The organism is Amycolatopsis sp. La24 (assembly GCF_029087445.1).
Taxonomy (GTDB): Bacteria; Actinomycetota; Actinomycetes; order Mycobacteriales; family Pseudonocardiaceae; genus Amycolatopsis; species Amycolatopsis nivea.
Window position 1 is genome coordinate 254,710 of the sequence record NZ_JARACH010000003.1, and the last position, 14,310, is coordinate 269,019.

General features: G+C 68.0%; 11 protein-coding genes. 7 read left to right on the forward strand and 4 right to left on the reverse strand.

What is annotated here, in order from left to right; genetic code table 11:
* Positions 1-113: 113 nt before the first annotated feature.
* Positions 114-683, reverse strand: coding sequence for a YdcF family protein (locus tag PUT80_RS06435; RefSeq protein WP_275291375.1), 570 nt, complete (start codon positions 681-683; stop codon positions 114-116).
* A 129-nt stretch (positions 684-812) separates the two neighbouring features.
* On the opposite strand from PUT80_RS06435, the gene PUT80_RS06440 reads away from it, so the two are divergent.
* The 5 genes from PUT80_RS06440 to PUT80_RS06460 all read left to right on the forward strand — a co-directional run bounded on the left by PUT80_RS06440 (position 813) and on the right by PUT80_RS06460 (position 7,048).
* Positions 813-2,462, forward strand: coding sequence for a helix-turn-helix domain-containing protein (locus tag PUT80_RS06440; RefSeq protein ID WP_275291376.1), 1,650 nt, complete (start codon positions 813-815; stop codon positions 2,460-2,462).
* A 63-nt stretch (positions 2,463-2,525) separates the two neighbouring features.
* Positions 2,526-4,025: an aldehyde dehydrogenase family protein gene (locus PUT80_RS06445; RefSeq protein ID WP_037810482.1), complete on the forward strand. Its 1,500-nt coding sequence runs from the start codon at positions 2,526-2,528 to the stop codon at positions 4,023-4,025.
* A 28-nt stretch (positions 4,026-4,053) separates the two neighbouring features.
* Positions 4,054-5,175 carry an NDMA-dependent alcohol dehydrogenase gene (locus tag PUT80_RS06450; RefSeq protein ID WP_037810481.1) on the forward strand — a complete coding sequence of 374 codons (1,122 nt, stop codon included), beginning with the start codon at positions 4,054-4,056 and terminating at the stop codon, positions 5,173-5,175.
* A complete protein-coding gene (locus PUT80_RS06455; protein ID WP_134664975.1) occupies positions 5,172-6,110 on the forward strand; it encodes a MoxR family ATPase in 939 nt (312 codons plus the stop codon). Before PUT80_RS06450 ends, PUT80_RS06455 begins: the two co-directional genes overlap by 4 nt.
* A gap of 260 nt (positions 6,111-6,370) precedes the next feature.
* On the forward strand, positions 6,371-7,048 hold the full coding sequence (locus PUT80_RS06460) for a vWA domain-containing protein (RefSeq protein ID WP_275291400.1): 678 nt from the start codon (positions 6,371-6,373) through the stop codon (positions 7,046-7,048).
* Positions 7,049-7,507: 459 nt separating this feature from the next.
* Here the strand turns inward: PUT80_RS06460 and mftR are convergent, their stop codons facing one another.
* Positions 7,508-8,152 carry a mycofactocin system transcriptional regulator gene (gene mftR, locus PUT80_RS06465; protein ID WP_238604642.1) on the reverse strand — a complete coding sequence of 215 codons (645 nt, stop codon included), beginning with the start codon at positions 8,150-8,152 and terminating at the stop codon, positions 7,508-7,510.
* 280 nt (positions 8,153-8,432) lie between these two features.
* Between mftR and PUT80_RS06470 the strand changes: the two genes are divergently transcribed.
* Positions 8,433-9,041 carry a GPR1/FUN34/YaaH family transporter gene (locus tag PUT80_RS06470; protein ID WP_037820762.1) on the forward strand — a complete coding sequence of 203 codons (609 nt, stop codon included), beginning with the start codon at positions 8,433-8,435 and terminating at the stop codon, positions 9,039-9,041.
* Here the strand turns inward: PUT80_RS06470 and PUT80_RS06475 are convergent.
* Together PUT80_RS06475 and PUT80_RS06480 are read right to left on the reverse strand one after the other, a co-directional pair.
* Positions 9,038-10,129 (reverse strand): IS630 family transposase, encoded by a 1,092-nt coding sequence (locus tag PUT80_RS06475; RefSeq protein WP_107051144.1) that lies wholly within the window; start codon positions 10,127-10,129, stop codon positions 9,038-9,040. The two genes, PUT80_RS06470 and PUT80_RS06475, sit on opposite strands and share 4 nt — an antisense overlap.
* Before the next feature lie 64 nt (positions 10,130-10,193).
* A complete protein-coding gene (locus tag PUT80_RS06480; protein ID WP_037820760.1) occupies positions 10,194-10,652 on the reverse strand; it encodes an Lrp/AsnC family transcriptional regulator in 459 nt (152 codons plus the stop codon).
* Positions 10,653-10,827: 175 nt separating this feature from the next.
* Here PUT80_RS06480 and PUT80_RS06485 point away from each other — a divergent pair, with 175 nt between their 5' ends.
* Positions 10,828-14,271 (forward strand): indolepyruvate ferredoxin oxidoreductase family protein, encoded by a 3,444-nt coding sequence (locus PUT80_RS06485; protein WP_275291378.1) that lies wholly within the window; start codon positions 10,828-10,830, stop codon positions 14,269-14,271.
* Positions 14,272-14,310: the final 39 nt, after the last annotated feature.

Genomic DNA, 14,310 nt, shown 5'->3' on the forward strand with positions numbered 1-14,310 from the left:
CAGGGGTTCGCTCGCTCGCGGCACCAGTGCGTGGCAAGCACGCCCCGGCCGCCAACGCACCGCAAGACGTCTCCGGCCGGTGTTTACCAGCGCAATCCCGAGCGAACCCCAGTTCACCCCCGAAGCCGCCGCAAATTTCGTTTCCCCATCACCGCCAGCACCGGCTTCATGGCCAGCCACTCCCCGAACCGGTAATCCCGCCCGGGAACCAGTCGCTCCGCCAGGTCCGGCCGGTGCCGCCGCAGGTAATGCCGCGCCTTCTCCGCATGCAAGGAATTCGAGACGATCTTGATCCGGTCCGCGTCCTCGATCAACGGCACCGCGTGCAGCACGTTCTCCCACGTCGACCGGCTCTCGGTTTCGAGCACTAGCTCGCCATGGTAGCCGTACTCCCGGGCGTACCGGGCCATCAGCGCGGCTTCGGTCTCCGTGCCGCCGACGGCTCCGCCGCACAGCACCAACCTCGACGGGCCCGGCGCCTGCGAACGTACTGCCGCTCTCACTCGCCAGCGATTCACGAAATTGGCCCGCGACCCGCGATTGCGGTAGCCGAGCACGACCACTGCCTCGCCGGTGCCCGACGTTCCGGGGCGGTCGCCCATTCCGCGGCGCGAGGAGCGCCAGTGTTCCCATTCGGCCCAGCTGAACACCATGACGAAAAGCATCAGAAAACGGCGCGCCACTCACCCGATCCTACCAGCGTCCACAAAGGACAAACCGGGGAACGGAAGAACGCACGTCTGGAACTTGTCGATCCGCGAAGGTACTGTCACACGAACCGCTACGTCGCCGTCCGGTAGTCGGGAGGAGCAGTGTCGCTCGGAGGGATACCGTCGCAGGGCTCCGCTGTCCTGCGGCCGCCGATCGCCGATTCGTGGCGTCGGTCCCGGCTGTTCGGCGTCGAGCCGGAGCTGGACCGGGGCGCGATTTCGATCGGCGAGGTCGACCAGCGCAGCAGGCTGATGACCGCCGCCCGTCCGGTGCTGGACCAGCTCGTCGAGCAGCTCACCGGCACCCGGTTCTCCATTCTGCTCGCCGACCGCGACTGCCGCCTCGTCTTCCGCTGGTTCGGCGACCGCGGTCTGCAGCACCAGCTGGAAGAGCTCGGCGTGCTGCACGGTTCGCAGCTCAGCGAGGGCCGCGTCGGCACGAACGCGCTCGGCACGCCGCACGAATCGCGCCAGGCGGTGGAAATCCACGGCCAGGAGCACTACGCCGACGCATTGAAGCGGTTCAGCTGCTACGGCCATCCGATCCGGCATCCGCTCACCGGACGGATCGAAGGCGTCCTCGACATCACCGGCGAAAGCGACAGCGGCAACCCGCTGTTCGGGCCGCTGGTGAAACGCGTCGTCGGCGACATCGAACAGCTCGTCCTGGAGAGCGCCCGCGCCTGCGAACGGCGGCTGTTCCTGGCGTTCCAGCAGGCCACGCACCATCGCAGCGTCCCGGTCGCGGTGCTCGGCGGCGATCTCGTGTTCGCCAACGAAACCTGCATCGAACACCTTCGCCCCGCCGATCCGACCCTCTTGCGCACGTTGCTGCCGCAAGTGCCGGAACGCGGAGTATTCGACACTCGCCTCGATGTGGGTGACGGAATCAGTCTTTCGGTCGTAGCCGAACGCGTGGAGGGTTCGACAGACGGTGCCGTTTTCCGCATCGCGCGGAGCACCAGCAGCAGCACCCGAAAACCCGTCCCCGCACCGGCAAAAACCGCGCGCTCGGTCCTCATCACGGGCGAACCCGGCACCGGCCGGACGACCGAAGCCCGCGCGCGAGCCGGCGTGGACGATCCGGTCGTCCTGCACGCCGCGGCCGCGCTGCGCGAGGAACCACGAGACTGGGCAACAAGATTCACCGACCTCGTCGCGCAGCCGCGCACCGCCGTCGTCCTGGACGACGTGCACCTGCTGCCGGAAAGCTTGCTTCCGTTGGTCGGCGAGGCGCTCGACAACCCGGGATCGGCCCGGTTGCTGCTCACTTCCGTCCCGTCGGAGGCAATGTCCCCAGCCGTAGCGGCGATCGCGGCGAGATGCGCGGAAACCGTCACCCTCGCCCCGCTGCGCGAACGCCTCGACGACCTGCCCGCGATCGCCACGGCGATGCTGCGCGACGAATATCCCGACCGGAAACCGCACTTCACCGGTACCGCGCTGGCCGCGCTGCGGACGCATCCGTGGCCGGGCAACCTGCACGAGCTGCGCGCGGTGCTGCGCGAGGTGTCCCGCCTTCCGTACACGGGGGTGATCGACCTCGCCCAGCTGCCACCCGCGTGCCGAGGCAGTTCCCGCACGCGGCAGCTCGGCGGGCGCGAACTCGCCGAACGGAACGCGATCGTCACGGCGTTGCGCGCCAGCGAGGGCAACAAGCTGCGCGCGGCCCGCGAACTCGGCATCAGCCGCACGACGCTCTACCGCCGCATGCAGGCGCTGGGCGTGACCGACGACTGTCCACTTTTGTAACACTTCGCCCCCGGTCCGCCGGGTGACGATGACCTCCGTCACAACGAAGTGAGGAGGCGCCAGGTGACCGCAACGGTGGAATTCCCCCTGCACACCCAGGTCCGGGAGTTCGTGTCCGGCCCGCTGGAGCTCTTGATCGGCGGGCGCTGGGTCCCGGCCGCGTCGGGCCGCACGTTCCCGACCTACGACCCGGCCACCGGGGAGAAGATCGCCGAGGTCGCCCACGGCGAGGCCGAGGACGTCAACCGCGCCGTCGCCGCCGCGCGCAAGGCGTTCGACGAGGGCCCGTGGGCCGCGATGAAGCCGAACGAGCGCGAACGGCTGATCTGGCGGATCGGCGATCTGCTGTCCGAGCGGGCGGAGATCTTCGGCCAGCTGGAAGCGCTCGACAACGGGAAGTCCGCGGCGATCGCGACCGCCGTGGACACCGGCTGGGCAGCCGACGTCTTCCGCTACTACGCGGGCTGGGCGACCAAGATCGAAGGCAGCACGGTGAACGTGTCGATGCCGTTCGCGCCGGACGCGCAGTTCCACGCCTACACGCTGCGCGAGCCGGTCGGCGTGTGCGGGCAGATCATCCCGTGGAACTTCCCGCTGCTGATGGCCGCGTGGAAGATCGCGCCGGCGCTCGCCGCGGGCAACACCGTGGTGCTCAAGCCCGCCGAGCAGACGCCGCTGACCGCGCTGCTGCTGGGCACCCTGTTCGAGGAAGCCGGATTCCCGCCCGGCGTGGTCAACATCGTCACCGGGTTCGGCGACGCCGGGGCCGCGCTGGCCGCGCACGACGGCGTCGACAAGGTCGCTTTCACCGGTTCTACCGAGGTGGGCAAGAAGATCGTCCAGGCGGCGAGCGGAAACCTGAAAAAGGTTTCGCTGGAGTTGGGCGGGAAGAGCCCGAACGTGGTGTTCGCCGACGCCGACCTCGACCTCGCGGTCCCCGGTTCGGTCAACGCGTGGATGTTCAACCACGGCCAGTGCTGCGTCGCCGGGACGCGGCTGTACGTGGAGGACACGATCTTCGAGGAGTTCACCCAGGCGGTCGCGCAGGCGGCGAGCCAGGTGAAGATCGGGCCGGGCCTCGACCCGGAAACCCAGCTGGGCCCGATGGTTTCCCAGGAGCAGTTCGACCGCGTCTCGCGCTACCTCGGCGAAGGGCTCGCCGACGGCGCCCGCGCGCTCACCGGCGGAAAACGCTGGGGCGACACCGGATACTTCATCGAGCCGACCGTTTTCGTTGACGTGAAACCGGAATTCAGCATCGTCCGGGAAGAGATCTTCGGCCCGGTCGTGGCGGCCATGCCGTTCAACGCCGAACAGGGCGTGGCCGCCGCGGCCAACAACAGCGAGTACGGACTCGCCGCCGGGGTCTGGACACGCGACGTCGCGAAGGCGCACCGTACTGCGAAGGAACTGAAGGCAGGCTCGGTGTGGGTCAACCAGTACAACGGCTTCGACACGGCGATGCCGTTCGGCGGCTACAAACAGTCCGGCTGGGGCCGGGAACTGGGCGCGGCCGCGCTCGACCTCTACACGCAAACCAAGTCCGTGAACATCGCGCTGTGATCCGCCCGCTCGAACAAAGGAGTTCCCGATGAAGACGAAAGCTGCGGTCGTCTACGAGGTGGGCAAGCCGATCGAGGTGGTCGAGCTCGACCTCGAAGGCCCCGGCGAGGGCGAGGTGCTGATCCGGTACACCCACGCCGGGCTGTGCCACTCGGACGTGCACATCGCGCACGGCGACCTGGAGGCCCGGCTGCCGATGGTGCTCGGCCACGAGGGCGCGGGCATCATCGAGGACGTCGGCCCCGGCGTCACCCGCGTCAAGCCGGGCGACCACGTGGTGTGCTCGTTCATCCCCAACTGCGGCGTGTGCCGCTGGTGTTCCACCGGGCAGCAGGCGATCTGCGACATGGGCGCCACGATCCTCGAGGGCTACCTGCCCGGCGAGCGGTTCCCGTTCAGCGGCCCCGGCCCGGTCAAGCAGTACGGCGCGATGTGCATGCTCGGCACGTTCAGCCAGTACTCGACCATCCACCAGAACTCGGTCGTGAAGGTCGACGACGACCTCCCGCTGGACAAGGCGGTGCTCGTCGGCTGCGGCGTCCCGACCGGATGGGGCTCGGCGGTCAACGCGGCCAACGTGCGTCCCGGCGAGACGGTGATCGTGTCGGGCGTCGGCGGCATCGGCATCAACGCGGTGCAGGGTGCGCGCTACGCCGGCGCGAAGAACGTGATCGCGCTGGACCCGCTGGAGAACAAGCGCGAAAAGGCGATGGAACTCGGCGCGACGCACGCGGTCGCGACGCCGGAGGAGGCGGCTGAGCTGGCGCAGTCGTTCACCAACGGCAACGGTGCGGACAAGACGATCGTCACCGCGGGCATCGTCACCGAGGAGATCGTGACCGGCGCGTTCAACGCCACCGGCAAGGGCGGCACGATCGTGCTGACCGGGCTGAACAAGCTGTCGGTGAACAACGTCAACCTGCCCGGTTCGATCCTGACGCTGTTCAAGAAGACGGTGAAGGGCAGCCTGTTCGGCGACTGCAACCCGACCGTGGACATCCCGAAGATCCTCGGGCTGTACCAGAGCGGGGATCTGAAGCTGGACGAGATCATCACCCGCACGTACACCCTGGAAGAGGTCAACCAGGGGTACGACGATCTGCTGGAGGGCCGGAACGTGCGCGGCGTCCTGGTCCACGACGCACCGTGACGGCTTTGTCGGCGGACTGCGGGCCGGTTTCCGGTCCGCAGTCCGCGGTCCCCCTCCTGACCGCGGACGTGGTCGGCCGCCGCCGAGAAATCGAACTCCTGCTGGCCGGTTTGGATTGCGGCGCGCACGTCGTGCTCGAAGGCCCGCCCGGCACCGGCAAAACCACCCTGCTGCGCGCTGTCGCGGAAGCAGGCGGTTCACCGTTTGTATTCGTCGAAGGCAATGCCGAACTAACGCCCGCGCGCCTAGTCGGTCAGTTTGACCCTTCGCGAGTGCTGGCCGAAGGCTACGTGCCCGAGACCTTTGTGGACGGTCCGCTCATCGAGGCCCTGCGCACCGGCGGCCTGCTGTACGTCGAGGAAGTCAACCGGATCCCTGAGGAAACCCTCAACGTCCTGATCACGGTCATGTCCGAAGCCGAACTGCACGTGCCACGCCTGGGCCGAGTACGCGCGGCGGACGGATTCCGTTTGGTAGCCGCGATGAACCCGTTCGACGCCGTCGGCACCGCGCGTATTTCGTCGGCTATTTACGACCGGGTCTGCCGGATCGTGATGGGCTATCAAACCCAAGACGAAGAAAGCGACATCGTAGCCCGCCGCAGCCCCGCGGTCCCTGCTGAATGGCGCGACCGAGTCGTAGACCTGGTACGCCGCACGCGCAACCACGCCGATGTCAGGGTCGGTTCCTCAGTACGCGGCGCCATCGACGTAGTGCGACTGGCAGTTTCCCTAGCCCGCATCCGCAACGCGTCGACCACAGATTGGCGAATCGGCCACGATGCCGCACTGGCTGCGTTGTCCGGCCGAATCGGCCTGCACGAATCCAGCGGACGCACCGCGGAATCGGTGATCGACGAACTGTATGTAGCGGTTTTCGGCGAGGAATCCCCGCCGCAGGATTCCGAAGGCGGCGACCCGCCGGGGGAAGCCTAAGCCCGCCACCGGCGGGCCCACAGCAACACCAACGCCCACCCCGGCCAGGCTCAGCGCGGAGCAGCACCACCCCGCGCTCTGAACTCTCCCGGAACGGCCGTTTCGCGGAAATCTCGCCCGAAGTAGGCATGCTGGACGAGGAAGCGTTCAGTACCGTTTTCCGTGAGGACGCAGACGAAGCTATGGCCTTGCTAGTCGAAATGAGCAAAGCTACTGACGAGTCCCTGCGCGCAGCAGCACGAGATCTAGCCCGCAGACTAATGATCGACGTCGCCCGCCGCGGCGTCGCGCGAGGCCGAGGCGTAGGAAAACTACGCCGCGACCGAGCCGACCGAGGCGGCGAACTAGACCTGGACCGCTCCTTGCCCGCACTAGTAGACGCAGCCGCAGTCGGCCGGGTCCCAGCATTGGACGACCTAGTGTCGCGCCGCTGGGCCCGCCCAGAATTGGCGCTATGCCTGGTAATCGACACCAGCGGCTCAATGACCGGCGCCCGACTGGCCGCAGCAGCCCTCACCGCAGCAGCCTGCTCGTGGCGGGCCCCAGTTGAACACGCGGTGGTGTCCTTCGCCCGGAACGCGGAGGTAATCCGCCCGCTGCGATCCTCCCGATCGAAGTCCGCGGTGGTTGAGTCGGTGTTGTCGTTGCGGGGACACGGAGTCACCGCATTGGCCGCAGCTTTAGGGAAGGCGAATGAGCAACTGGCCACCTCGCGCGCAGCAAGGAAAACGGTTCTCTTGCTGTCGGATTGCCGGGCCACGGACGACCAGGACCCGCTGCCTGCCGCTCGCGCGTGCGAAGAGCTGCTGATCCTGGCCCCCGCAGAGGACTGCGAGGAAGCCGAACGCTTCGCCCGTGAAGCCGGTGCCCGCTGGCGTCCGCTAAGCGGTGCCGCAGCCGCCCCCGCCGCACTGGCCGCGTTGCTGGACCGTACGTGAGGGCCACCCTCATTGACTCTGATTCCCTCAGGGTTCCCCTCACGCCCAGCCGACGGTCCGTGAAGGGCTCCTTCACGGACTTGGCTTCCCTCAAGGAGCCCTTCACGGCCCGCCCGCTCGCCCCGCGCCCGCCCCGCTCCCGCTCGGGATGCCCCCAATGCGGCATTGGGTGCGTCTCACGCACCGAACGCCACTTTGGGTGCGTCTCACGCACCGAACGCCACTTTGGGTGCGTCTCACGCACCGAACGCCACATTGGTTGCGGCCCACGCACCGAACGCCACTTTGGGTGCGCCACATGCACCCAAAGTGGCATTGGGGCGCTAGCCCCAACCCCTACCCAAACCGCCACCGATGCACTCAACTCGAAGTGCACCCTCAGACCGTCAGCACAATCAAGCTTCGGGGTGCCCACCGCACGCCAGGGCGCAATGTCGCCGCCAGGCGACGAGCCGCCCCTCAACCAGACCCAGGCTCCCCAACCAACACCTCATCAGCAAACCCAGCCGCCAACGCCCGCAACCCAGCATCCAAATACAACGTCAAATCAGCATCCGCCCGAGCCGACCACCGCTCATAAGCCGCCCGGCACGTAGCCAGCACCGCCCGCCCCACCGCCAGCGGATACAAGGAATCCTCAGCCTGCCCAGTCCGCCGAGCCACAAACCCGATAACGGCCCGCTCCCAAGCGTCATAATGCCGAGTAGCACTAGCCGCCAACTCAGCCACAGTGCTGAGCAAATTCATCCGCATCCGCAGCTCGGGCACATCCTCAGCCCGGTAATGATTAGCCGCCAACACCGCCCGCCGCACGGCCTCCAGCACGGGCACATCCTCCGGAGCCTCAGCCAGCAACTCCCGGATCGTGTCCACCTCGGAGTCGAACTCGTTCCACAACACGTCCGACTTGGCGTCGTAATACCGGAAGAACGTCCGCCGGCTCACCCCGGCCGCAGCCGCGATCTGATCCACCGTGGTCTCGTGAAACCCCTGCTCAGTGAACAGCCGCAGCGCGATCTCCTCGAGCTGCCGCGCGCTGGTCCCCCGAGGCCGCCCCCGCCGGGGCCGCGCCTCGCCAGACTCGCCGACCGGATCTGCAGGCATGCCTCCCCCTCCCGCGGGCGCTTCTGTCACCGGGTGACACTACTCGGCCGCGCACCCCCGGCCACCGCGAGGCCGCCCCGGCGAGATCCACAATGGATGGTCGAGTTAACGAAGAATGCGCGATAAAAGACGGTAAGTCCGAAACAAACCCCATTCACCGATTCCCGCAGCGATATTGCCGAATTGCCACTCGAAAGAGGGACCTTGTGGACAGTGGACAAGTCTGTTGCGCCCGGTGTCAGATGTGAAGATCCTGCCGCAAAGCAGAATCGAGGATCCGATGAGTGAGACCGCTGCTCGCCCGACCTCACCCGCCACCGCCGGGATCGCCGATCCGGGACCGCTGGGCCTGGCCGGTTTCGCCGCCACCACCTTCGTCCTGAGCGCGGTGAACGCCGGTCTCATCCCCAAGACCGTCGAACCGGTCGTCCTGCCGCTGGCCCTCTTCTACGGCGGGCTGGCCCAGTTGCTCGCCGGGATGTGGGAATTCCGCAAGAACAACACCTTCGGCGCGACCGCGTTCGGCACCTTCGGCGCGTTCTGGCTGGCTTTCGCCTTCTACGTCTGGCAGTTCGCGGCGAAGATCCCGCCCGCCGACGCGGCGACCGCGACCGGGATGTTCCTGTTGGTGTTCACCATTTTCACCGGCTACATGATGATCGCCTCGCTGCGCACGAACGCCGTCCTGATCGGCGTGTTCGTCCTGTTGTTCCTGACCTTCCTTTTCCTCACCATCGGCGAATTGGGCGGCGCGGAAGGCGCGGGCAAGATCGGCGGCTGGCTCGGGCTCGCCACCGCGGTGGTCGCCTGGTACGGCTCGTTCGCGGTCGTCACCAACACCACCTTCGGCCGCACGGTGCTGCCGACCGGGACGATCGGCAAGCGCTAGTGTCCTGCGCCTGAAATTCGTTGGCAATATCGTGCGAGTGAGTCGATGATCTCTCCGGCGGTCTTGGTCCATACGAACGGCTGGGGGTTCTGGTTCCAGTCCTTGATCCACTCGCGGATGTCTTTCTCCAGTGCCGCAACGCTCTTGTGGACGCCGCGCCGGATCAGCTGATCGGTGAGGAACCCGAACCAGCGCTCGACCTGGTTGATCCAGCTCGATCCGGTGGGGGTGAAATGCATGTGGAACCGGGGGTGCTTGGCCAGCCATGCCTTGATCGCCGGAGTCTTGTGAGTGCCGTAGTTGTCGCAGATCAGGTGGATGTCGAGGTCGGCGGGGACGGTTTTGTCGATCGTGGTCAGGAACTTCTTGAACTCGGCGGCTCGATGCTTGCGGTGCAGTTCGCCGATCACGGTGCCGTCGGCGATGTTGAACGCGGCGAACAGGCTGGTGATGCCGTGGCGGACGTAGTCGTGGCTGCGGCGCTCGGGCATGCCCGGCATCATCGGCAGTACCGGCTGGGAGCGGTCCAAAGCTTGAACCTGGCTTTTTTCGTCGGCGCACAGTACCACCGCCCGTTCCGGAGGGTGATGATAGAGCCCGACGACATCGACGACCTTGTCCACGAACAACGGGTCGGCGGACAGCTTGAAGGTGTCGGCCTGGTGGGGCTTGAGCCCGAAGTCCCGCCAGATCCGCCCGATAGTCGACTTCGACAGCCCGGACCGTTCGGCCATCGACGCGCGTGACCAATGCGTGGCGTTGCGGGGCGTCTGCTCCAGGGTCGTCACAATCACGTCCTCGACCTTCTCGAGCGTGATCGACGGCGGCCGGCCCGGCCGGTCCTCGTCGACCAGCCCGTCCAATCGTTGCGCGACGAACCGGGACCGCCACTTGCCCACCGTCATCCGATTGATCCCGAGCCGCTCCGCCACCTCCATATTGGACAAGCCCTCCGCGCACGCCAGCACAATCCGGCACCGCAACGCCAGCGCTTGTGCCGACTTCGCCCGCCGCTCCCACCGCTGCAACGTCGCACGCTCGTCATCGCTGAGGATCAGCTCGACCTTGGACCGTCCACGACCCGCCATCACCGCATCCTACAATTAGATAGCGGACTTCAGGCGCAGGACACTAGCCAGGCGGGAGCCAACGTCACTCCGGCCGCTCCTCACCGCGCACCCAAGAGTCGAGCACGATCAAAGTACGCGTACTGGTGATCCGGTGGCTGCGCCGCAGCTCGTCGATCGTGGCCTGCAGATGCGCCATGTCGCGGCTGCGCAGCCACACGACCGCGTCTGGGTCGCCGGCGATGGTGAACACCGCCTGCGCCTCCGGGATCCGGGTGGTGGTCTCGACGATCTCCGCGACGTTCGTGCTGCCGAAGAACCGCAGCTGCGCGAACGCCTCGATGCCCCAGCCGAGCTTCGCGTGGTCGACCTGCACGGTGAAGCCGGTGATCACGCCCTTCTCGCGGAGCCGGTCGACGCGCCGCTTCACCGCCGCGGTGGAGAGCGACACCCGCCCGGCGATGTCCGAGAACGTGCGCCGGGCGTCCTCGCGGAGCAACGCGATGATCTCGTGGTCGGTCGCGTCCAGCAGTTCTTCGGCCATGAGCGGCATCGTACGCAACAGATCTGCCCGATCCGCCCTCTCGCGCGTCATCCTTTGCGTCCTTGCCACTACAGTGGCCGGGCACGTTGCGCCGGGGTCCGAGCGTGAGGTGAGGTGGCTCACGTCCCAACGGCGGGTGCCCGTGGGCTTGATGGCGTGCGGAAGGGAAGTGCGGATGAACGCCTTCACGTTGGAAGACCGGTACGTGCGCGAAGCGGGCACTGTCTACTTGACCGGGGTGCAGGCGCTGGTGCGCGTCCTGCTCGACCGGATCCGGCTGGACCGGCTGAACGGCGCGGACTCGGCGGCCTTCGTGTCTGGGTACCAGGGTTCGCCGCTCGGCGGGTTCGACCTCGAGCTGGCACGGCGGGCGGGTCTGCTGGCCGAGCACAACATCGTGCACAAGCCGGGCGTGAACGAGGAACTCGGCGCGACCGCGGTCATGGGCAGCCAGCTGGCCGCCCGAGCAGGCACGATGCGCCCCGACGGCGTGGTCGGCATGTGGTACGGCAAGGCCCCGGGCCTCGACCGCGCCACGGACGCGCTGCGGCACGCGAACCTCGCCGGCACCGATCCGCGCGGGGGCGCGGTCGCGCTGGTCGGCGACGACCCCAACGCGAAATCCTCGACCATCCCGTGTGCGTCCGAGCACGCGCTCGCCGACCTCGCGATGCCGGTGTTCTTCCCGGCCGATTCGCAGGACGTGCTGGAGCACGGCAGGCACGCCGTCGAACTTTCCCGCGCGAGCGGGCTGTGGTCCTCGATGAAGATCGTCGCGAACGTCGCCGACTCCGGCGGCACCGCGCTGGTCGATTCGGAATGGACCGCGCCGGAGATGCCGGAGGGCGCGTACAAGCACCAGCCGAACAGCCGTCTCCTCGGGCCGGAGCTGATCACGCTCGAGCACAGCCTGCACCGCGTGCGCCTGCCGCTTGCGATGGAATACGTGCGGGCCAGCGGAATCAACCGGATCGTCCGATCCGGACGGAACGATCGGGTCGGCATCGTCACCGCCGGGAAGTCCTATTTGGACCTTCGGCAGGCGCTGCGGATGCTCGGCCTCGACGAGTCCGAGCTGTCCCGTTACGGCATCCGGCTGCTGAAACTCGGCGTCGTGTACCCGGTCGAACCGGGCATCATCAAGGAATTCGCCGAGGGCCTCGACGAAATCCTGGTGATCGAGGAGAAGCGCGCGCTGGTCGAACCGGCGATCAAGGAGATCCTCTACGGCCGCACCGGCGCGCCGCGCGTGTACGGCAAGTCTGACCAGCACGGTCAGGTGCTGTTCACCGAACTCGGCGAACTGGACCCGGACCGCATCGCGAGCGGCCTGGCCAAGCGCCTGCCGGACGCGGAACCCGTTGCGGCGTGGAAACAACGGCGTCGCCGCGAGCGGATTTCGGTGCCGCTGCTGGCCCGCACGCCGTACTTCTGCTCCGGCTGCCCGCACAACTCGTCCACCAAGGTCCTGGACGGCACGCTCGTCGGCGCCGGAATCGGGTGCCACACCATGGCTTTGTTCATGGAGCCGGAGCAGGTCGGCGAGGTCGTCGGCCTGACTCAGATGGGCGGCGAGGGCGCGCAGTGGATCGGCATGGCCCCCTTCGTCGAGACGCCGCACCTGATGCAGAACATCGGCGACGGCACGTTCATGCACTCCGGCAGCCTCGCCGTGCGCGCGGCGGTGGCGGCGGGCGTCGACATCACCTACAAGCTGCTGTACAACTCCGCGGTCGCGATGACCGGCGGTCAGGACGCGGTCGGCGGGCTGTCCGTGGAGAAGGTGGCGGCGCTGCTGCTGACCGAGGGCGCGGCGAAGGTCGTCATCACCTCGGACGCGCCGCGGCGGCTGCGGAAGCGCAAACTGCCGCGCGGGGTCGAGGTGCGCGATCGGTCGGAACTTCTTCGCACGCAAGAAGAACTCGCGGCGCACCGCGGGGTCACGGTGTTGATTCACGAGCAGGAGTGCGCGGCGGAGAAGCGGCGCAAGCGCCGTCGCGGGAAGCAGGAAACGCCCGCGCGCAAGGTGTTCATCAACGAACGCGTCTGCGAAGGCTGCGGCGACTGCGGGGTGAAGTCGAATTGCCTTTCGGTGCAGCCGGTCGAGACGGAGTTCGGCCGTAAAACCCAGATCCACCAGGCTTCGTGCAACGTCGACTACTCGTGCCTCGACGGCGACTGCCCGTCGTTCCTGACCGTCGTCCCGACCGGCGAGGTCAAGCGGCGGCATCTCGCCCCGATCGGCGCGGACGCCGTGGCGGAACCGGAGAAAACCCGGTCCGACGTCGCCGTGCGGATCACCGGCATCGGCGGCACCGGCGTGGTCACCGTCGCGCAGATCCTCGGCGTCGCCGGGGTTCTCGACGGCAAGCAGGTGCGCACCCTCGACCAGACCGGCCTCGCGCAGAAGGGCGGCGCGGTCGTCTCGGACGTGAAGATCTCCGCCGGCGCGGTCGAGCAGGCCCCGAAGCTCGCCAACGGGGAGTGCGACCTCTACCTCGCGTGCGACGCGCTGGTCGCCGCCGACCCGGCGTACCTCGGCGTGGCCGACGCCGAGCGGACGGTCGCCGTGGTGTCCACTTCGGAGGTGCCGACCGGGCGAATGGTGGTGGACAAGGAAGTTTCCTACCCGGACCAGTCGAGCATCCGCGGCGCGCTCGGCGACGCGACCGCCGCCGGGCACTACCTCGACGCGCGCGGCCTCGCCGAGCAGATCTTCGGCGACGACCAGTTCGCCAACATCCTCCAGCTCGGCGCGGCGTACCAGACCGGCTCGCTCGCGGTCACCGCGGAGAGCCTGGAACAGGCCATCAAGATCAACGGAACCGCGGTGGAGACGAACCTGCAGGCGTTCCGGCGCGGCAGGCAGCTGGTCGCCGACCCGGACGCGCTCAACGCGGAACTCTCGCCGTCGGCGGAGGACCCGGCCCCGGCCGCGGTCGACGCGGAAGCGGTCCGCCGGGTGCGCGCGCTGGTGCGGGCCGACGGCGAACTCGCCCGGGTGCTCGACCTGCGGATCCCGGACCTCATCGCCTACCAGGACGAGCGCTACGCGCGGGAGTACGCGGAGTTCGTCGAGCGGGTCCGCACCCGCGCCAGTGCTTCGGTCACCGAGGCAGTCGCGCGCAATCTCTACAAGCTCATGGCCTACAAGGACGAGTACGAGGTGGCGCGGCTGTCGCTGGACCCGCAGCTGACCGCGGAAATCGAAGCCCAGTTCGGCGTCGGCACCCGGTTCGCGCACCGGCTGCACCCGCCGGTGCTGCGCGCGCTGGGCATGAACCGCAAGATCAGCCTCGGCGGCCGCAGCTTCCGGCCGGCGTTCGCGGCGCTGCGGGCCATGCGCAAGCTTCGCGGGACGAAGCTGGACCCGTTCGGCCGCGCCGAGGTCCGGCGGGTCGAGCGGGCGCTGATCGGGGAGTACCGGCAGGCCCTGACGCGCGCGCTCGAGGTGGCCGACCGGGGCGACTCCCGGCTGGTCGAGCTGGCCGCGCTGCCGGACGCGGTGCGCGGGTACGAGGAGATCAAGCTGGCGAACGTGGCGTCCTACCGGAAGCGGCAGGAGGAACTGCTGCGGGAGCTGGAGACGCCGGACTCGGTACGGGTCGCCACTGCCTGAGCCGGAGTCAGCCGCACTGTTGCGGCAGATTCCGCACCT

What these genes read in the sequence shown, in the direction of transcription:
- PUT80_RS06450 (WP_037810481.1), top strand. Translation starts at nt 4,054, where the DNA reads ATGAAGACGAAAGCTGCGGTCGTCTACGAGGTGGGCAAGCCGATCGAG.
- mftR (WP_238604642.1), bottom strand. Translation starts at nt 8,152, where the DNA reads ATGCCTGCAGATCCGGTCGGCGAGTCTGGCGAGGCGCGGCCCCGGCGG.
- PUT80_RS06470 (WP_037820762.1), top strand. Translation starts at nt 8,433, where the DNA reads ATGAGTGAGACCGCTGCTCGCCCGACCTCACCCGCCACCGCCGGGATC.
- PUT80_RS06480 (WP_037820760.1), bottom strand. Translation starts at nt 10,652, where the DNA reads ATGGCCGAAGAACTGCTGGACGCGACCGACCACGAGATCATCGCGTTG.
- PUT80_RS06485 (WP_275291378.1), top strand. Translation starts at nt 10,828, where the DNA reads ATGAACGCCTTCACGTTGGAAGACCGGTACGTGCGCGAAGCGGGCACT.
- PUT80_RS06475 (WP_107051144.1), bottom strand. Translation starts at nt 10,129, where the DNA reads ATGGCGGGTCGTGGACGGTCCAAGGTCGAGCTGATCCTCAGCGATGAC.
- PUT80_RS06460 (WP_275291400.1), top strand. Translation starts at nt 6,371, where the DNA reads ATGATCGACGTCGCCCGCCGCGGCGTCGCGCGAGGCCGAGGCGTAGGA.